General features: G+C 50.0%; 16 protein-coding genes. 13 read left to right on the top strand and 3 right to left on the bottom strand.

Annotated elements, in window-relative coordinates:
• Positions 1 to 213: 213 nt before the first annotated feature.
• Positions 214 to 855 (top strand): RNA polymerase sporulation sigma factor SigK, encoded by a 642-nt coding sequence (gene sigK / locus DW826_RS05545; protein ID WP_117552256.1) that lies wholly within the window; start codon positions 214 to 216, stop codon positions 853 to 855.
• Here sigK and DW826_RS05540 read toward each other — a convergent pair.
• The 3 genes from DW826_RS05540 to DW826_RS05530 are packed head-to-tail and all read right to left on the bottom strand — an operon-like array spanning position 828 to position 3,285.
• Complete coding sequence (locus tag DW826_RS05540; RefSeq protein ID WP_117552255.1) at positions 828 to 1,835, bottom strand: hypothetical protein; 1,008 nt, start codon at positions 1,833 to 1,835, stop codon at positions 828 to 830. The two genes, sigK and DW826_RS05540, sit on opposite strands and share 28 nt — an antisense overlap.
• Positions 1,832 to 2,584, bottom strand: coding sequence for an ATP-binding cassette domain-containing protein (locus DW826_RS05535; RefSeq protein WP_117552254.1), 753 nt, complete (start codon positions 2,582 to 2,584; stop codon positions 1,832 to 1,834). The genes DW826_RS05540 and DW826_RS05535 overlap by 4 nt, the downstream gene beginning before the upstream one ends.
• Positions 2,581 to 3,285 carry a GTP-binding protein gene (locus DW826_RS05530; protein WP_117552253.1) on the bottom strand — a complete coding sequence of 235 codons (705 nt, stop codon included), beginning with the start codon at positions 3,283 to 3,285 and terminating at the stop codon, positions 2,581 to 2,583. The genes DW826_RS05535 and DW826_RS05530 overlap by 4 nt, the downstream gene beginning before the upstream one ends.
• A gap of 194 nt (positions 3,286 to 3,479) precedes the next feature.
• Between DW826_RS05530 and DW826_RS05525 the strand changes: the two genes are divergently transcribed.
• From DW826_RS05525 to tsf, 12 genes are all read left to right on the top strand, one after another.
• Positions 3,480 to 4,136, top strand: a complete 657-nt coding sequence (locus DW826_RS05525; RefSeq protein ID WP_117552252.1) for a Crp/Fnr family transcriptional regulator — start codon at positions 3,480 to 3,482, stop codon at positions 4,134 to 4,136.
• A gap of 557 nt (positions 4,137 to 4,693) precedes the next feature.
• Entirely contained in the window at positions 4,694 to 5,632 is a 939-nt protein-coding gene (gene argC / locus DW826_RS05520) for an N-acetyl-gamma-glutamyl-phosphate reductase (protein WP_181967997.1), read from the top strand.
• A 70-nt stretch (positions 5,633 to 5,702) separates the two neighbouring features.
• A complete protein-coding gene (gene argB / locus DW826_RS05515) occupies positions 5,703 to 6,572 on the top strand; it encodes an acetylglutamate kinase (RefSeq protein WP_117552251.1) in 870 nt (289 codons plus the stop codon).
• A gap of 144 nt (positions 6,573 to 6,716) precedes the next feature.
• Complete coding sequence (locus DW826_RS05510) at positions 6,717 to 7,901, top strand: aspartate aminotransferase family protein (RefSeq protein ID WP_117552250.1); 1,185 nt, start codon at positions 6,717 to 6,719, stop codon at positions 7,899 to 7,901.
• Positions 7,898 to 8,809 (top strand): ornithine carbamoyltransferase, encoded by a 912-nt coding sequence (gene argF, locus DW826_RS05505; protein WP_117552249.1) that lies wholly within the window; start codon positions 7,898 to 7,900, stop codon positions 8,807 to 8,809. Before DW826_RS05510 ends, argF begins: the two co-directional genes overlap by 4 nt.
• A 340-nt stretch (positions 8,810 to 9,149) precedes the next feature.
• Positions 9,150 to 10,085: an alpha/beta hydrolase gene (locus DW826_RS05500; protein ID WP_181967996.1), complete on the top strand. Its 936-nt coding sequence runs from the start codon at positions 9,150 to 9,152 to the stop codon at positions 10,083 to 10,085.
• A 500-nt stretch (positions 10,086 to 10,585) separates the two neighbouring features.
• Complete coding sequence (locus DW826_RS05495) at positions 10,586 to 12,121, top strand: YifB family Mg chelatase-like AAA ATPase (RefSeq protein WP_147327127.1); 1,536 nt, start codon at positions 10,586 to 10,588, stop codon at positions 12,119 to 12,121.
• A gap of 17 nt (positions 12,122 to 12,138) precedes the next feature.
• Positions 12,139 to 13,245, top strand: a complete 1,107-nt coding sequence (dprA, locus tag DW826_RS05490; protein WP_117552247.1) for a DNA-processing protein DprA — start codon at positions 12,139 to 12,141, stop codon at positions 13,243 to 13,245.
• Positions 13,246 to 13,266: 21 nt separating this feature from the next.
• The gene (gene topA / locus DW826_RS05485) at positions 13,267 to 15,363 is read left to right on the top strand and encodes a type I DNA topoisomerase (RefSeq protein WP_117552270.1); all 2,097 of its coding nucleotides are present in this window, start codon (positions 13,267 to 13,269) and stop codon (positions 15,361 to 15,363) included.
• Between the two features lie 236 nt (positions 15,364 to 15,599).
• Complete coding sequence (codY, locus tag DW826_RS05480) at positions 15,600 to 16,382, top strand: GTP-sensing pleiotropic transcriptional regulator CodY (protein WP_015554182.1); 783 nt, start codon at positions 15,600 to 15,602, stop codon at positions 16,380 to 16,382.
• A 389-nt stretch (positions 16,383 to 16,771) separates the two neighbouring features.
• Positions 16,772 to 17,497, top strand: a complete 726-nt coding sequence (gene rpsB, locus DW826_RS05475; RefSeq protein WP_021904111.1) for a 30S ribosomal protein S2 — start codon at positions 16,772 to 16,774, stop codon at positions 17,495 to 17,497.
• A 97-nt stretch (positions 17,498 to 17,594) separates the two neighbouring features.
• A complete protein-coding gene (gene tsf / locus DW826_RS05470; RefSeq protein WP_117469399.1) occupies positions 17,595 to 18,536 on the top strand; it encodes a translation elongation factor Ts in 942 nt (313 codons plus the stop codon).
• Positions 18,537 to 18,561: the final 25 nt, after the last annotated feature.

The following is an 18,561-nucleotide window of genomic DNA, read 5'->3' as shown; positions in this document are numbered from 1 at the left end:
GGTAAAAATATGCAAAATTTTTGCAAAAAAATAGTAGTAACGATACGAAATATTAACAAAAAAGGTGAGCATCCGGCGCGGATACGATGAGATACAGGCAAAAAAGACCGCAGATCCAGATCCTGATGTAACGGAAAAACAATCGAAATTGTAAAAGCACCTGAACAGATCCGCCCGCATAAAATAAGGTAATGAAGCTTAAGGCGGCTTTCTTTGAAGACATTTCCGAAACCACTGAGCATACAGGAAGAGCGGGAGTACCTGAAGCGTTACAAAGAGGGCGACCTGGAAGCGAGAGAAGTGCTGATCAACCGGAATCTCCGTCTTGTTGCCCATGTCATAAAGAAGTACCAGCAGACCGGATACGATATGGATGATCTTCTGTCGGTGGGGACCATAGGACTCATAAAGGCTGTAAATACCTTCAATGTGGAGAAAGGATCGCGGCTTGCCACATATGCGGCGAAATGTGTGGAGAATGAAATCCTAATGATGTTCCGGACCGGGAAGAAGTTCTCCAGAGAAGTTTCCATCTATGATCCCATCGGAGCGGATAAGGACGGGGAGACCGTGAGCCTCCTGGATGTCCTTGAGGCAACGGACCGGGAAGTTCTTGAGACCGTGATTATCAAGCAGGATGTGAGGTGTCTTTATGAAGCTTACAGGGAGAATCTCACGGAGATGGAGCAGACCGTGATCCGCATGAGATATGGACTGTTCGGGACAAAGGAACACACACAGCGGGAGATCGCAGAAAAGCTAGGGATCTCCCGGTCCTATGTGTCGAGGATCGAAAAACGGGCGGTGGGGCATATGCGGGAAGCGTTTTATGAGCCTGCTGGGAACACCCTGTGATACATTTTGTAGAAAGTTTCTGCGGGAAGGGAGTTTAAGAATGATTCGGACGGAACGAGAAGTCCCCGGTTCGTCCGGCTTCCTTCCAGGAACGAGAGATCCGGCAGTGGATCGTCAGGAGCGCAGCTGTAAAGACATCCATTCGTTGTGTAAAAGTGGCTGAATCTCGGACCGCGCAGCTTTTCTATAACGGCGAAAAGGGCATCTTCCGGGACCGAGGTGCCCGCACAGATATAGGAGGGGATTGCCGGAGCGCCTTCCAGAGGCCAATAGGCCTTATTTTTTTTGCCGTCAGCCCGGAGCGCATAGACGGACGGAACCAGGGCGAGAGGTGACGCACCGATGGAAACCTGATGAAAGGCCTGGATCGGCATGTCGAAAACGTTTGATGCAGTAAGAAAATGTTTTGCTGTTTCCATACCGAAGGATTCCCATGTGAGCTTCGCGACAGTCTTTACGGCAGAGTTGTTGATGCCACCATAGGAGAGGGGAAAGGATGATTCAACGAGCCGGTTAAGAGAAATGCTTTGATCACTGTCTGCATCGGTTCCTGTGAAAAAATTAGTGTTAATGCTACTGGCATCCATGCTGGTCTGGCGTAGAAGCTCCACGTCGGAGTAAAACACGAGAGGAATCGCAAGATAGGGAAGGAGAGCGGAAGCTTTTTTGAGTCCGCCAAGCTCCGGAATATCTTTTACCGGGAAGAACTCTTTTAATGGAAGAAGCCCATGCTCTCTAAAACGGTTCCAGATCCGCTCATCCTCAAATACTTCCAGGTCCGTGGAGACCACGAGATCTGGAAGGACGGAATCTTTCTCCCTCAGATAGTCGGACATATGGCGGCCATATCCGAGACCGAAGCAGGTGATATCAAGGTCGATGTCATCCTTTCTGAGTTCCTCCCGGATCTCATTTAAAAATTGCAGCTCCTGCCGGTGCAGGACGCAGATATTGTTCCAGTAAAGTCTGATGGTTGTCATAAAAGTTCTTCTCCTTGTCGAAGTAATTCCTGAAGATGTTTCTGACGCTCGTAGGCAGCATCCAGCTCTGCATAAAGCGTTTTTTCCGCCTCTGTCCGCTTTCTGATCCGGCAGACCTCCCCGCCTTTCATTGCGAGGCGTGTGGATGCCATCAGGGCAGTGTGGGGATCATGAGTGACGATGAGGACAAGCTTGCTCTGGTCGGTGAGGAGCCGCAGCGCCGCTTTTTTGTCGATTCCTGCGTTTTCTATCTCGTCGATGAGGACGATAGGGCTGTCACAGATGCAGGCAAGATCGGCGATCATAAGTGCCCGGGTCTGGCCGCCGCTTAGGAGGTTTAAACTTTCTTCCGGTAGAACCGGCTCCGGCGTGATCTGGTTCGCCATGGCTAACACATCATCCGGGGAGATCTCCGGATGGTTCCGGCACTGGCAGTGGAGCTTTAAAAATTCCCGGACGCTGAGATCCAGGACGAAGCGCATGCTCTGGGAGAGATGGGCGATGAGTTCCTTCGAGAGGCTGGAGCGGTCTGCCAGGGTGACCGGGACATCGTTTATGAGGATGCCCCGCCTGCTGATTCCGTCACCGTTTACAAGCTGCTCAATGTCTTTTATGAGACGGCTTTTTCCAGCCCCTGTGTTTCCGGCGATGGCACAGAGCTCGCCGGGATGGAGTGTGACCGGGGCAAAATGTTCCGGTTCCCCGGCTTTGTTGGTTCCTGGTAGAATCGTCAAAGATTCAAAGTTCATCTGCGGATACCTCCTTGAAAGATCTTGCCGACGACACCCTGCTGGTAGGCGGATCCCACCCGCTGTTCACCGACGCAGTAGGAGCAGACTCCGGCGGGCATGGTGTGGCGGAGCCGGTCTTCCTTCAGGGATTCAATTTCCGGCCGCTCCAAAAGCCAGCTCCCTAAAAATTCTGTCCCGTATCCGGCGAGACCGTCCGCAGGGAAAATCCTGGCACCCGGATTTAATTTTTTTAGCTGCCATTCGATGATCTCAAGCTCCGCCTGGGAGACCATATCGATCTTTGTGAGAACAATGAAATCAGCGCCAGAGACCATGGGACCAAGGCGCTCCGGGGAGTGGCTGCTGGCGGTGCAGTCCAGGACACATCCCGCGGTACAGAGTTCTGTCGCAGGAGAGCAACGGTGGCAGAGCCCGGCTGTCTCGATAAGAAGGCAGTCCCGCCCGAGGCAGTCACACCAGTCCCAGAGCTCTGGGAGATTTGATACGAGAAAATGGTCCGGGCAGATATCCCGGCTGAGTCCTGTTACCGTGGGGATATTGAGGTTCTTATATACAGATTCATCGTTGGAGGACAGGCAGTCGATTTTACAGATGGCTGTCCGCATTCCTCCTTTTTCTAAGAAAGGGATCAGATACCGCAGGATGGATGTTTTTCCAACTGCAGATGATCCGGAAAATAAAAATACATGCTTTGGCATTATAACTCCTTTGTCTGTCCTGGCCGGACAACATGTTTCACAATGTGTAAAAAGCATAGCAGAGGGTGGTGATTTTCGTCAGTATCAGATGAGACTGTCGACGGTATATTTTGGGACTTGTAAAAGAAAGACGGCTGTGATATCATTCGAGTTAGATATAGCTAACCGATGACGGACCATAGGAGATATACATAATGAGAGAAGAAGAGATAAAGGCGGCTGTCGAGGCGTCCCCTCTGCTTGGCGGCTGCAATCTACCGGTTTCCGGTATGCAGGTAAAATACTGTCATAAAGGCCAGATCGTGAGCGACAGACAGAAGAATGAGGAGATATTAGGCCTGATTATGGAGGGCAGCATGGACGTTTACAGCATCGCCCTTGATGGGAGAGAGATCCTGCTGTCCCAACTGGAAAAAGGGGATTGTTTTGGGGTGGTGAACCTCTTAACGAACACGGAATTTCCGACGGTACTCCGGTGTCGGACGGATACCACATTGGCGACGATGCCGAAAAGCCAGCTTCTGGCGGTCATGGAGAAAAACAGTGAACTGGCACTCCGGTATGCCGGATTCTGCAATCGGAAAATGCAGTTTCTGATCCGGAGGATCGAGTTCCTGACCATGCAGTCCGGAAAGAAGAAGCTGGTGCAGTACCTGTTGGAGGAACCGGATAAGGGCAGGGCGTTTGGAAAGAACGTTTCCAGAGATGAACTGGCATCGATCCTCGGAATCAGCCGCGCTTCCCTTTTCAGGGAACTTGCAAGTCTGACAAAACAGGGACTTATCGCCCTGCGGGACGGAGAGATCTGTCTGTTGAGGCCGGATGAACTGGAAGAGATCTTATACGCGTAAAGGGACGGCTGTGGTCAGAAGACAGGAAGGCGGTTTGTAAATCCGGAGACGGAACAGATTGCGGAAGAAAAATCGAAATAATATGAATGTTCCCGTGTATGGGAAATAACAGATAAGAAGCAGAGGTTTTGCGAATGCACGAATCCGTGTGCATGAAACCTCTGCTTTTTGTGCAGCAGGAAATTATGATAAAAGAAAGGTAACTATTCAGTACCTTCATAGTTACACGCAAAAATCCATTCCAGATCAGCTTCGCTGATGGGATTTTTGCCCTCCAGCCTATGTTTTCTTACGGTCAGCGTAGCAAGTGCGCAGACCTACTGAACAGTTACAAAGAAAGTTTCATAAAAACGCTGTAAAAAGGCAAAAAAATACTTGCATAAATATACATATAGAGTTATAATTATGCAAAATTATTCAAAAAATATTCACGATTTCCATCTGCACCCCGGTTACTGTCCACGCCTTGCGTAAACAGTAACACACCCCACAAATTCACGGCGGGTGGAAGACGAACCTGGGATCCAGAACAATCTATGAGCGAGAGGAGAATAATTATGAAGCCAAAGGTATACATTGACGGAAAAGAAGGAACCACAGGACTCCAGATCTACGACAGACTTGCATCAAGAGACGACATTGAACTCCTGTTAATTGATGAAACAAAGAGGAAAGACCCGGATGAGAGAAAGAAACTCATCAACGCGGCGGATATCACCTTCCTCTGTCTGCCGGATGCGGCGGCGAAGGAGGCGGTGAGTTTTGTGGAGAAGGATTCCGCGAGGATCATCGACGCGTCCACGGCGCACCGTACAGCACCCGGCTGGGCATACGGGATTCCGGAGCTTTCCGATATGCATAAAGATGCAGTCGTCCATGCAAAATTCACAGCAAATCCGGGCTGCCATGCGTCAGGATTCGTGATCCCGGTCTATCCACTTGTGGCGTCTGGAATGATCCCGAAGGAGACGCCCCTCACTGTATTTTCCCTCACCGGATACTCTGGAGGCGGAAAGAAGATGATCGCGGAGTACGAGTCCCCGGAGAAGCCGGAACTCTACAACACGCCGAGAATCTACAGCCTGAGCCTCAAACACAAGCATCTCCCGGAGATGCAGAAGATCTGCGGACTTGATGTTCCTCCGGTGTTCTGCCCGATCGTGGATGACTATTATAAAGGAATGGCTGTCACCGTCATGCTGCAGAATTCCATGTTAAAGGGAAATCCCACAGCGAAAGATATCCACGAGGCGCTGGCTGCCCACTACGACGGAAAGAAGGTCGTAAAAGTTCATCCGTTCGGATATGAGGATCCGATGATCGCCGCCGGAACCATGGCGGGAAAGGACAGCATGGAACTGGTCGTCAATGGACATGAAGGTCAGACGATCATCACGGCGCTGTTTGATAACCTCGGAAAAGGCGCTTCCGGCGCGGCGGTGGAGAACATGAACCTGATGCTGGGATTTGAGGAGACAGCGGGACTGAATTTATAATTCAAGTCGAGCGTCCGTGAGACTTGGCGCGTGATTCTATTTGGTGCAATCTGAAAAAAGGAGAAAATTTATGGAAAATCTGAAAGCGGAGACAAGAGCGGGCGTCCTTGTGGAGGCGCTCCCGTATCTTCAGGAATACAATGGAAAGATCGTAGTCGTAAAGTACGGCGGAAACGCCATGATCAACGAGGATTTAAAGCAGGCGGTCATCCGTGACATCGTCCTCTTAAATCTCGTGGGTGTGAAAGTCGTTCTCGTCCACGGCGGCGGTCCGGAGATCGGGGAACTTTTAAAGAAGACCGGAAAAGAGTCCAAATTCATCAAGGGTCTGCGCTATACAGACAAAGAGACGATGGAAGCGGTCCAGATGGTCCTCTGCGGAAAGCTCAATAAGAATCTGGTAACACTCTTAAAAAATGCCGGAGGAAAAGGCGTGGGAATAAGCGGAATGGACGGCGGCCTGTTTGAGGCAGTCAAATTGAACGATCCGGACGGAACGGAATACGGCTATGTGGGTGACATCGTTAAGACAAATCCGCAGATCGTCCTTGATATGCTGGAAAAAGGCTATATCCCGGTAGTTACCTGTGTTGCCGCAGGAATTGACGATACCTGCAACTACAACATCAACGCGGATACAGCGGCTGAGAAGCTTGCCATCGCGTTAAAGGCGAAAAAGCTGATCATGCTCACGGATGTAAGAGGACTTTTGAGAGATCCGTCCGATGAATCCACACTGATCAAACGTCTGAAGGTTTCGGAAGTTCCGTCTCTCGTCAGGGAGGGCATCATCAAGGGCGGCATGATCCCGAAGGTCAACTGCTGCGTGGAGTGTGTCCGTCAGGGCGTGGAGCGCGCGAACATTCAGGATGGCCGTGTGCCGCACTCGATCTTAATCGAGCTGCTTACAAATGAAGGTGTAGGAACCATGTTTTCATAAAAGGCAGACGCAGATCCATGTGAAGATGCAGGTTCCTGTAAGAAAACGCATCCGGCGCGGAATGTGCCAGAGTACACGTTTTTTGCAGAGAGAACGCAGGAAAAAGCGTGGATCTGCCGAATTAGTTGCCACAGGAGGTACGATATGACAGCGGAAGAGATCAAGAAAAAAGATTCAGAATATATCATGCATACATACGGACGGTTCGACATCGTCCTTGACCAGGGAAAAGGCGCGACGCTCTGGGATGCCGACGGAAAAAAGTACGTGGATCTGACCTCCGGGATCGGAGTAAACAGCTTAGGCCACGGAAATCCGGCGATCGTAAATGCCGTGACAAAACAGGCGGAAAAGCTCATGCACGCTTCCAACCTTTACTACACGGAGCCCATGGTGAGCGCCGCAGAGAAGCTCGTGACAGCCACAGGGATGGGAAAAATTTTCTTTGCAAACTCCGGTGCGGAGGCGAATGAGGGCGCCATCAAGCTCGCGAGAAAATATTCCTTCGATAAATACGGCGAGGGAAGGAACACCATCGTGACACTGATCCAGTCCTTCCATGGAAGAACTGTTACAACCTTAAAGGCAACCGGCCAGGAGAAGTTCCACCAGTACTTCTTCCCATTCACGGAAGGCTTCGCCTACGCGAAGGCAAATGATCTGGCTGATGTGACTGCGAAGGCAGACAAGACCTGCTGTGCCGTCATGATGGAGATGATCCAGGGCGAGGGCGGCGTTCTGCCGCTCGATAAGGAATTTGTCCAGGGTGTGGCAAAATACTGTAAGGAGAACGATATCCTGCTCATCGTGGATGAGGTTCAGACTGGCATCGGAAGATGCGGAAGCCTCTTCGCCTATGAGCAGTACGGAATTGCTCCAGATATCGTGACCATGGCGAAAGGTCTCGGCGGCGGTCTGCCTATCGGCGGCGTGCTGGCTGCGAAGTCCTGCGCGGATGTTATGGGACCGGGAACCCACGGTTCCACCTTCGGCGGGAATCCGGTGAGCGCGGCATCTGCGAATGTGGTCCTCGACACGGTGATGAAGCCGGAATTCTTAAAAGAGGTTGAGGAAAAGGGCGCTTACATCAAAGAAAAAGTCCTGGGATTTCACGCCCCGGCAGTGAAGAATGTCCGCGGCATGGGACTCATGCTCGGCATCATCGTAGATCCGGAAAAGCGTGCCGGATATGTTGCAAAGCTTATGGAAAAGGGCGTTCTCGTCCTGACAGCCGGAACGGACGCGATCCGTCTGCTTCCGCCGCTTGTTATTACATATGAAGAGATCGATCAGGCACTTGAGGCCATGAAAGGGGTATTTGAATCATGAATCATTTATTAAAATTACTGGATCTCAGCACAGAGGAGATCACCGGAATTCTGGATCTGGCAGACCAGTTAAAATATGAGAGAAAGCACAACATTCCGCACGAACTCTTAAAGGGACAGACACTCGGAATGATCTTCCAGAAATCCTCCACAAGAACGAGGGTTTCCTTCGAGACAGGAATGTATCAGCTGGGTGGACATGCATTGTTTCTGTCCTCCAGAGATCTGCAGATCGGCCGTGGAGAGCCGGTTCAGGATACTGCCCGCGTGTTGTCAAGATACCTTGACGGTATCATGATCCGTACCTTCGAGCAGAAGGAAGTGGAGGACCTCGCAAAATTTGGTTCCATCCCGGTCATCAACGGCCTGACGGATTTCTGTCATCCGTGTCAGGTCCTTGCGGACCTCATGACGATCCGTGAGAAGTTCGGAAGCTTCTCCGGACTCAAAATGTGCTTCATCGGTGACGGCAACAATATGGCAAACTCCCTGATCGTTGGTGGCTTAAAGGTCGGAATGAACGTGGCGGTCGCGACACCGGACGGATACAAGCCGGACGGAGCTGTCCTTGATTTCACGAAGGGCTACGGCGATAAGTTTGCCTTGGAGACAGATCCGTTTATGGCGGCATCCGGTGCGGATATTCTGATCACAGATACATGGACTTCGATGGGAGAAGAAGCGGAGAAAGAGGAGAGAAAGAAAATCTTCAAGGACTACCAGATCAACAGACAGCTCCTCGCAGCCGCAAACGCGGGCGCTATGGTCCAGCACTGTCTCCCGGCATACCGCGGACAGGAGATCACTGAGGAAGTCTTCGAGGAACATGCCGACGAGATCTTCAATGAGGCAGAGAACCGCCTGCATGCGCAGAAGGCTGTTATGGTAAAGCTGATGAAGAAAGACTGATCGGACATGACGACTGTCTTGTAATTGAGGTTGGAAGCATTGGAAAGTTAGAAAGTCCCCGCTGGTGTGAGAGCGCCGGCGGGGCTTTTTGCGCCTGCGCAGAGTGCAGCCCGGTGTAGGTGACCATACAGGATAGCGGAATGCGCCTGACACATTTAATTTCGGTTTAGATAAAGTTTATGAAATTTTAACAGATGTTTCCTAGGGAAAGTTTTGAGTGCGTGTTATACTAGGACTATATTTATAAAACTCTTCGATGAGTACTGATGACAGGCGGAACGGGTATTTGAGTGCCTGTTAGCTAAAATCGAAAATGTTTTATGCACAGGAGGCAGAAATTATGGAGATCCATGAATTTTATATACCATCCAGCAGCGGTCTTGCGAATCTCCACTGTATGGAATGGATTCCAAACGGCGAGGTGAAAGCCGTCGTCCAGATCGCCCACGGAATGATGGAACATGTGGGAAGATACCGGGAGTCTGCGGAATTCCTTGCGGGACACGGGATCTATGTTCTCGGGAATGACCACTTAGGCCACGGAAAGACCGCGGCAGCGGAGGAAGACAGGGGATATTTCGGTGACCATGCGGGCGCTGTCTCCGTGATCCGTGATATGCGCCGTGTGACGGTCCATGCACAGAGAAAATATCCGGGTGTGCCGATTTTTCTTTTGGGGCACAGTATGGGGTCGTTCTTCGCGAGACGATATCTGACCGTCTACAAGGACGGAATCGACGGTGTGATCCTGCTCGGAACCGGAGCACCGAAGGACGCTGAGGTGCGGTTCGGATATATGCTGGCGGACTCTGTCTGTAAGAGGAAAGGGACGAGATACAGGAGCAAAATGCTCTACAACCTGTCCCTTGGAAACTATAACCGGAAATTCAAGCCGACAAAGACGCCTTACGACTGGCTGTCCAGGGATGAAAAGAGAGACCGCGCCTTCGGGGATGATCCGCTGACGAACTTTATTTTCACTGCGGGCGCGTACCGGGATTTCTTCGAGGTGATCTTAAAGACCGCAAAGCTCGAAAAAGCAGGCAAAATGCGCACCGACCTCCCGGTCCTGATACTCTCCGGAAGCAAAGATCCGGTGGGAGAGGAGACAAAAGGCGTGCGGAGAGTTTACGACCGCTATGATAAAGCAGGGGTAGAAGATCTCTCCATCGGCTTTTATGAGGGCGCGAGGCATGAACTTTTAAATGAACTCAACCGCGAACAGGTATCCGGGGATATTCTGGAGTGGATCGAGGAGCATGAGAAGAACAAATAATTCAAGTCGAACGTCCGTGAGACTTGGCGCGTGATTCGGGTCAGCAAAGCTGACATATTCCATATAGAATCACTGCGCATCCTCGCGGAGCGTTTATCTCAGTCGGAGACCCAACGCCCACTGAGACAAATTTGCTATTACTCACCACCTAATGAGGTGGGAGTCTTCTCGACTGAGATAAAAGCGGCAGACTGGCTGCGCTGATCTTTGGGTCAGTCTGCTATAAATTCAATATTTGTAACTATTCAGTACCTTCATAGTTACACGCAAAAATCCATTCCTGATCAGCTTCACTGATGGGATTTTTGCCTTCCAGCCTATGTTTTCTTGCGGTCAGCGCAGCAAGTGTGCAGACTTGCTGAACAGTTACCAATATTTTTCTTAAACATTCTTAAATACATCTATATTATCAACAATGGTGAAAAATTCACCTGTCAAAAATAGTTCTGAAAAATTCAGCAAAGCAAAAACATCTTAAACATGTTTGGAAAGGAGTCTTTTTGTTCAGTAAAATCAATAGCATATACCTTCGCGGCATGGAGGGAAAGAATGTGACCGTGGAGGCGGACGTCAGCGATGGACTTCCGGGGCTGATCCTCGTAGGTTACCTTGCGTCCGAGGTACGGGAAGGCGGAGACAGGGTGCGGACGGCGATCAAAAATCTCGGACTTTCCCTGCCGCCCAAAAAGATCACGATCAACCTGTCCCCGGCAGATTTTAGAAAGGAAGGGACCGGATTCGACCTCGCGATCGCCGCTGCCATTTTATCCGCCTACGGTGGATTTCGGGCGAAAGATCTCGAAGACGCTGCCTTGTTCGGAGAACTAGGGCTGGACGGGACTGTTCGGGGAATTCCTGGGGTTATGGCACTTACAGACCAGGCACGGGAAAGTGGTTTTAAACGTGTATTTTTACCTGTGGAGAATGTGAATGAAGCATCCGTTATAGGGGGAATGGAACTTTATGGGATCCGGGATCTGAGCCAGCTCCTGGAGGTGCTTTCGGGAAAGCTTCCTATGCAGGCGGAGTCAACGATAAATATGGACGAATTGCAGAATTCCATGAACCGTTACGAGGTGGACTTTTCAGAACTTTCCGGTCAGCCGCTGCTCAGAAGAGCAGCCGAGGTGGCGGCAGCTGGAAAACACAATCTTTTGATCGTTGGTCCTGCGGGAGCTGGAAAGACCATGCTGGCAAAAAGAATGCCGACGATCATGCCGGGGCTTGATATCGCAGAGAGCATCGAGATCTCAAAAATCTATAGTGTGAGCCATCTCCTGACAGCCAAAGAGCCTTTGATCCGGACACGTCCGTTCCGGGCGCCCCATCACACCGTGTCGGTTCAGGCGCTGACCGGAGGTGGGAGAAGACCGAAGCCGGGGGAGATATCTCTTGCCACCGGCGGGATTTTGTTCATTGACGAGTTTCCGGAATTCTCCAGAGCAGCCCTGGAGACGTTGCGTCAGCCTTTGGAGGAACGGGAGGTGACTGTCTCGAGAGTGGAAGCTTCCGTGACATATCCTGCGAATTTCCAGCTCGTTGCGGCCATGAACCCCTGTCCTTGCGGTCATTTCCCCGACCGTTCCCGCTGTCGCTGCACCGATGGACAAATAACCCGGTATTTACAGAAAGTATCGGGACCGATGTTAGACCGGATCGATATCTGCGTGGAGGCATCACCGATCACTTACGGAGATATCAGAAGCAGCGGAAATAACGAATCATCCCGTGAAATCCGTGCCCGTGTGGAACAGGCAAGGAAGATCCAGGGAGAACGTTTTGCAGGTGAAAATATCCGCTGCAACGGCGAAATGTCAGGACGTCATATCCGGAAGTTCTGCTGGCTCGGACGCGAAGAAGAAAAGTTTATGGAAGAAATTTTTAAAAAGCTTGCCCTTTCAGCCAGGATGCATGACCGAATCCTGAAAGTAGCACGGACAACGGCAGATCTTGCAGAAGAAGAGAAAATCCGGCTTGCGGATCTCTGTGAAGCAGTGTCTTATGTGAAGAGCCGCGATAAATTCTGGGGAAATTAAAAGGAGAATATGAAATTATGACAAGTAATACACTCACCGACCGCGAAGCTCTCTACTGCCTCTGCCACGTTCCCGGTTTCGGCGGCGTAACAATCAGAGGCCTGAAAGACACATTTGGGACCTACCTGTCTGCCTGGAGGGTAAAGCCCCAGGAACTGCAGAAATCAGGAGTCCTCACGGAGCGGCGTGCGGAGGTCTTCCAGGAGTCGAGAAAACACGAATCCGCATGGCGGAAGGAGTTTGCCGACCTGGCACAGAAGAACATCCGCGTCATCGCGGAATGCGACCCGGACTATCCGACCCGGTTTCTTCCATATAAAGATCGCCCGGCAGCCCTCTTCGTAAAAGGCAGTCTCCCGGAAAACGAGGTCCCGTCGGTGGCCATCGTGGGTGCGAGGGCCTGCACGGAGTACGGGAAGGAAGCGGCAGGCTTCTACGCCGGGGAACTCGCCAACGCCGGAGTCAACATCATCAGCGGCATGGCAGCCGGCGTGGACGGCTATGCCCACAGAGGCGCCATCGAGCGTGGAAAGCCCACCTACGCAGTCTTGGGCTGCGGGGTAAACGTCTGCTACCCACGGGAAAATTACAAAATTTTCCATGCCATGGAGGAAAACGGCGGCATCCTCTCGGAGTTCGTCCCGGGAACCCGCCCCGTCGCCATGAATTTCCCCATGCGCAACCGGATCATCAGCGCCCTCGCCGATGCGGTTATTATAATAGAAGCGAGGGAGAAGAGCGGATCCCTTATCACGGCGGACTTTGCCCTGGAGCAGGGAAAAGAAGTTTTCGCCCTTCCGGGACGGGCAAATGACCCATTAAGCGGTGGCTGCAACCGCCTGATCCAGGGCGGTGCGAACATGCTTTTAAGCCCCTCGGATGTGCTGGAATTCCTTGGGATGAAATACGAAAGAAAATTAACGATTCATAAATTTTCACAAAATAGGCTTGCCAAGAACGAAAATTTGGTGTATGCTTCGGTTGATTCACGCCCCAGATATCTGGAAGAGATCGCCGCACTCTGCGGACTCTCCGTGACAGAATGTATGGAAGCCCTTTTAAAGCTGGAGCTTGCGGGACTTGTTTTTGGAACCGGGAATCAATATTATAAAAAAGCGGAATGATTGCAGAAGGATGTGAAGAATATGGCGAACAGTCTTGTGATTGTAGAGTCTCCTGCAAAGGTTAAAACAATTAAAAAATTCCTGGGAAGCACATATGAGGTCGACGCGTCCAACGGACACGTGAGAGATCTTCCGAAGAGCCAGCTCGGAATTGATGTGGAAAATGATTATGAACCGAAATATATTACGATCCGGGGCAAGGGAGATATCCTTGCGAAGCTTCGGAAGGAAGTAAAAAAAGCAGATAAAATTTATCTCGCAACTGACCCTGACCGTGAGGGAGAAGCGATTTCCTGGCATTTGATGAAAGCGTTAAAGCTTGACGAGGTAAAAGATAAAAAAGTATACAGGATCAGCTTCAATGAGATCACGAAAAATGCGGTAAAGGCGTCCTTAAAGGCACCCCGCGATATCGATATGAACCTGGTGGACGCCCAGCAGACGAGGCGTATCCTGGACCGTATTGTTGGCTATAAGATCAGCCCGATCCTCTGGGAGAAGGTTAAGAGAGGCCTTAGCGCCGGCCGTGTCCAGTCTGCGGCCCTCCGCATGATCTGCGACAGGGAAGAGGAGATTTCCGCGTTTATCCCGGAGGAATACTGGAGCCTCGAAGCGATGTTAAAAGCTCCGGGTTCAAAGAAACCGGCAGCAGCCCATTTTCATAATGACAAAGATGGAAAAACGGAGATCAAGAGCAAGGCGGAGCTTGACGCTTTACTTGAGTCCTTAAAGGGACAGAAATTTATCGTGACAGATATCAGAAACGGGGAGCGCACGAAGAAACCGCCGCTTCCGTTTACAACGAGTACCCTGCAGCAGGAGGCGTCCAAGGCGTTGAACTTTTCTACCCAGAAGACCATGCGCCTCGCCCAGCAGCTCTATGAGGGCGTTGATGTAAAGGGCCATGGCACTGTCGGTCTCATCACCTACCTGCGTACCGATTCCACCCGTGTGGCTGAGGAAGCAGAGAAGATGGCAAGTGATTTCATCGCTGAGAACTACGGCGAGAATTACCTGTCCCAGGGTGAAAATACAAAGAAGAACAGCGGAAAGATCCAGGATGCCCACGAGGCGATCCGTCCGACAAATCTTTCCTTAACACCTGTAAAGGTAAAAGAATCCCTAGCACGAGACCAGTTCCGCCTCTACCAGCTGATCTGGAAGCGCTTCACGGCGAGCCGCATGTCCGCGGCTGTCTATGAGACAACATCCGTAAAGATCGGAGCGGGCGGAAACGAGTTTACGATGACGGCATCCAGACTGAAGTTCGACGGCTTCATGTCCGTCTATATCGAGGCGGATGAGAAAGAGGAGAAAAACCAGATCCTTTCGAAACTGGAAAAAGGTGAGGAGCTTGAGCTTGCAGATCTCGTGAGCGCCCAGCACTTTACCCAGCCGCCGGCCCATTACACAGAGGCATCCCTGGTAAAAGCCATGGAGGAACAGGGCATCGGCCGTCCGAGCACCTACGCACCGACGATCACAACGATCTTAGCCCGCCGTTACGTGGTAAAAGAGAACAAGAACATCTATGTGACCGAGATCGGTGAGGTCGTTAACCGGATCATGAAGCAGTGCTTCCCGAGCATCGTGGACATTGCCTTCACCGCGAACCTGGAGTACCTGTTAGACAGCGTCGGCGAGGGCCTGACCCCGTGGAAGACCATCGTAAGAAACTTCTACCCTGATCTTATGGAAGCGGTGGAAGAGGCCCAAAGAACCTTAGAGACTGTCCATATCGCAGACGAGGAGTCCGACGAGATTTGCGAACTTTGCGGAAGAAGGATGGTCATCAAATACGGTCCCCATGGAAAATTCCTCGCATGTCCTGGATTCCCGGAGTGCCGCAACACAAAGCCGTATTTGGAGAAGACAGGAATCCCGTGCCCGAAGTGTGGAAAAGAAGTCATCATTAAGAAGACGAAAAAGGGAAGAAAGTATTACGGCTGTGAAGCCAACCCGGACTGCGACTTCATGTCCTGGCAGAAACCATCCACTGAAAAGTGCCCGGAGTGCGGCAGCTACATGGTGGAAAAAGGAAACAAACTCGTCTGCGCCAATGAGCAGTGCGGATTTGTGATGCCGATGAAGGAAAATAAGGAAGAAAAAGAAGATTAATATAGCGAGATCAAGATCCGGCAGGGTGCCCAGAAGAGGCTCTGCCGGATATTTGCCGTAAACAAATGGTACAATTTCAATGGTTCAAACTTCCAAAACGTGATAAGAACTTGACAATTTATTTCGATTTATCTCAATTATCCGAAAAAGTCTTGAAATTCTGGAAATATCGTGTTACAATTTAATCGATCAAATATTATTCGTACGATATCAGAAAGTAAAGGAGGTTTTCGGAAATGAGTGTTGAATTATTGGATAAGACCAGAAAAATAAACAAACTGCTCCACAACAACAATTCGCACAAGGTCGTATTCAACGACATCTGTAAAGTTTTAAGCGAAATTTTGCTGTCGAACATTCTCGTGATCAGCAAGAAAGGAAAAGTCCTGGGTGTCAGCATCTGTCCTGGTGTTGATGAGATCCATGAGTTGATTGAGGACAAGGTAGGCGGCTATGTCGATAAAATGTTTAACGAACGCCTCTTAAGTGTCCTTTCCACCAAGGAAAATGTAAACCTTGCGACTCTCGGATTCGCTGAGGAGAATGTAAAGAAGTATCAGGCAATCATCGCCCCGATCGATATCGCAGGTGAGCGCCTCGGAACCTTATTTATGTACAAATCCGACGAGCAGTACGATATCGATGATATTATCCTCTGCGAGTATGGCACGACCGTTGTCGGCCTGGAGATGATGCGTTCCGTAAACGAGGAGAACGCCGAGGAGACAAGAAAAGTCCAGATCGTAAAATCTGCGATCAGCACCTTATCCTTCTCCGAGTTAGAAGCGATCACCCATATCTTCGAGGAGCTTGACGGAAACGAGGGAATCCTTGTAGCCAGCAAGATCGCTGACAGAGTCGGGATCACCCGCTCCGTGATCGTAAACGCACTTCGCAAATTCGAGAGTGCCGGGGTTATCGAGTCCCGTTCTTCCGGTATGAAGGGAACCTATATTAAGGTCTTAAACGATGTGGTATTCGATGAATTAAAAGCCTTAAAGGCAGTAAATACAAAATAAGACAGGGAGACCTGTGGAAAAGAGGCGCGGCTGGGTGAAAAGCCGCGCCTCTTTTTTTAATATGAATTGTTGTATGACATCAGATAGATCAGGCTGTATCTGGTGCATGAGGGATTTAAGGAGAGAAAAGACTATTAAAAGGTCTATCATATATAGAAGAATCCCTGCCGCCGCATGCCCGAATGACCTTGTTTTTTATGAAATCAAATGTAATGGAAAAAAATCAAAAAAAATAGAAAAAAGTGCTTGCAGTGAAAAATGACTTATGATATAGTGAAAAAGCTGATATTATGCACGTCTGCGGATTCTGCGAGTGGTGCCTGAGAAGCTCAGGTGTTCGTGGAAGTGAGATGCAGGCGGAAGAAAACAACCAAATGGAGGAAAAAAACATGAGCGTAATTTCAATGAAACAGCTTCTGGAAGCCGGCGTACATTTCGGTCACCAGACAAGAAGATGGAACCCGAAAATGGCACCGTACATCTACACAGAGAGAAACGGTATCTACATCATCGACCTTCAGAAATCTGTAGGCAAAGTTGATGAGGCTTACAAGGCAGTTGCTGATATCGCAGCTGAGGGCGGCACAATCCTTTTCGTAGGTACAAAGAAGCAGGCTCAGGACGCTATCAAGACTGAGGCAGAGCGTTGCGGAATGTACTACGTAAACGAGAGATGGCTTGGCGGTATGCTTACAAACTTCAAGACCATCCAGTCCAGAATCGCTAGATTAAAAGCAATCGAGAAGATGTCTGAGGACGGAACATTCGACGTACTTCCGAAGAAGGAAGTTATCGAGTTAAAGAAAGAGTGGGAGAAGCTTGAGAAGAACCTTGGCGGTATCAAGGAAATGAAGAAGATCCCGGACGCTATCTTTATCGTAGATCCGAAGAAGGAAAGAATCTGTGTACAGGAAGCTCACACACTTGGAATCACTCTGATCGGTATCGCTGATACAAACTGCGATCCGGAAGAACTCGACTATGTAATTCCGGGTAACGACGACGCTATCAGAGCCGTTAAGCTTATCGTTTCCAAGATGGCAGACGCTGTCATCGAGGCTAAGCAGGGCGAGGCTGAGGAAGCAGAAGCAGCTGAGGAGAACGCAGAGGCTTAAGTTGTTATAAGGAATCCAAGGAGGTGCTGTCAGTGGCAGCACCTTCTTCCGAAAAGACACGTTTTGATTCTTTAATATGATTCGGAGGAAATGAAACATGGCAGCAGTTACAGCTAAAATGGTAAAAGATTTAAGAGAAATGACAGGCGCTGGAATGATGGACTGTAAGAAAGCCCTTTCTGCTACAGACGGCGACATGGACAAAGCAGTTGAGTTCTTAAGAGAAAAAGGACTTGCAGGCGCTGAGAAGAAAGCTGGACGTATCGCAGCTGAGGGTATCGTTGACACAGCTATGGCAGCAGATGAGAAGAAAGCTGTTATCGTTGAGGTTAACTCTGAGACAGACTTCGTTGCTAAGAACGCTAAGTTCCAGGCATACGTTGCTCAGGTAGCAGCTCAGGCTCTTACAACAACAGCGACAGATATGGACGCATTTATGGACGAGAAGTGGACAGCAGATGAGAGCCTTACTGTTAAGGAAGCTCTTTCTTCTGAAATCTCCATCATCGGTGAGAACATGAGCATCCGTCGTTTCAAACAGGTTACAGAGGAGAACGGTTTCGTTTCTTCCTATATTCATGCAGGCGGCAGAATCGGTGTTCTTCTTGACGTTCAGACAGATGTTGTAAACGACGCTGTAAAAGAGATGGCAAAGAACGTTTGTATGCAGGTTGCAGCTCTTAACCCGAAGTACACAAACCGCAACGAAGTAAGCGCAGATTACATCGAGCATGAGAAATCCATCCTTATGGCTCAGATCCAGAACGATCCGAAGGAAGCTTCCAAGCCGGAGAAGGTTATCCAGGGTATGATCCAGGGTCGTATCAACAAAGAGATGAAAGAGATCTGTCTCTTAGACCAGGTTTACGTAAAAGCAGAGGACGGCAAGCAGTCCGTAGCTCAGTATGTAGCACAGGTTGCTAAAGAGAACAGCGCTAACATCGAAGTTAAGAGCTTCGTTCGTTTCGAGACTGGTGAAGGTCTTGAGAAGAAAAACGAGGACTTCGCAGCTGAGGTTGCTGCTCAGATGGGTAAATAATTCATAAAGCGAAAATGCAGCTTAT

This window comes from Clostridium sp. AM34-11AC, from assembly GCF_003435375.1.
Taxonomy (GTDB): Bacteria; Bacillota; Clostridia; order Lachnospirales; family Lachnospiraceae; genus Pilosibacter; species Pilosibacter fragilis.
This window is presented reverse-complemented; position numbering and strand designations above follow the sequence as displayed.

What these genes read in the sequence shown, in the direction of transcription:
- DW826_RS05540 (WP_117552255.1), bottom strand. Translation starts at nt 1,835, where the DNA reads ATGACAACCATCAGACTTTACTGGAACAATATCTGCGTCCTGCACCGG.
- DW826_RS05535 (WP_117552254.1), bottom strand. Translation starts at nt 2,584, where the DNA reads ATGAACTTTGAATCTTTGACGATTCTACCAGGAACCAACAAAGCCGGG.
- DW826_RS05530 (WP_117552253.1), bottom strand. Translation starts at nt 3,285, where the DNA reads ATGCCAAAGCATGTATTTTTATTTTCCGGATCATCTGCAGTTGGAAAA.
- DW826_RS05525 (WP_117552252.1), top strand. Translation starts at nt 3,480, where the DNA reads ATGAGAGAAGAAGAGATAAAGGCGGCTGTCGAGGCGTCCCCTCTGCTT.
- argC (WP_181967997.1), top strand. Translation starts at nt 4,694, where the DNA reads ATGAAGCCAAAGGTATACATTGACGGAAAAGAAGGAACCACAGGACTC.
- argB (WP_117552251.1), top strand. Translation starts at nt 5,703, where the DNA reads ATGGAAAATCTGAAAGCGGAGACAAGAGCGGGCGTCCTTGTGGAGGCG.
- DW826_RS05510 (WP_117552250.1), top strand. Translation starts at nt 6,717, where the DNA reads ATGACAGCGGAAGAGATCAAGAAAAAAGATTCAGAATATATCATGCAT.
- argF (WP_117552249.1), top strand. Translation starts at nt 7,898, where the DNA reads ATGAATCATTTATTAAAATTACTGGATCTCAGCACAGAGGAGATCACC.
- DW826_RS05500 (WP_181967996.1), top strand. Translation starts at nt 9,150, where the DNA reads ATGGAGATCCATGAATTTTATATACCATCCAGCAGCGGTCTTGCGAAT.
- dprA (WP_117552247.1), top strand. Translation starts at nt 12,139, where the DNA reads ATGACAAGTAATACACTCACCGACCGCGAAGCTCTCTACTGCCTCTGC.
- topA (WP_117552270.1), top strand. Translation starts at nt 13,267, where the DNA reads ATGGCGAACAGTCTTGTGATTGTAGAGTCTCCTGCAAAGGTTAAAACA.
- codY (WP_015554182.1), top strand. Translation starts at nt 15,600, where the DNA reads ATGAGTGTTGAATTATTGGATAAGACCAGAAAAATAAACAAACTGCTC.
- rpsB (WP_021904111.1), top strand. Translation starts at nt 16,772, where the DNA reads ATGAGCGTAATTTCAATGAAACAGCTTCTGGAAGCCGGCGTACATTTC.
- tsf (WP_117469399.1), top strand. Translation starts at nt 17,595, where the DNA reads ATGGCAGCAGTTACAGCTAAAATGGTAAAAGATTTAAGAGAAATGACA.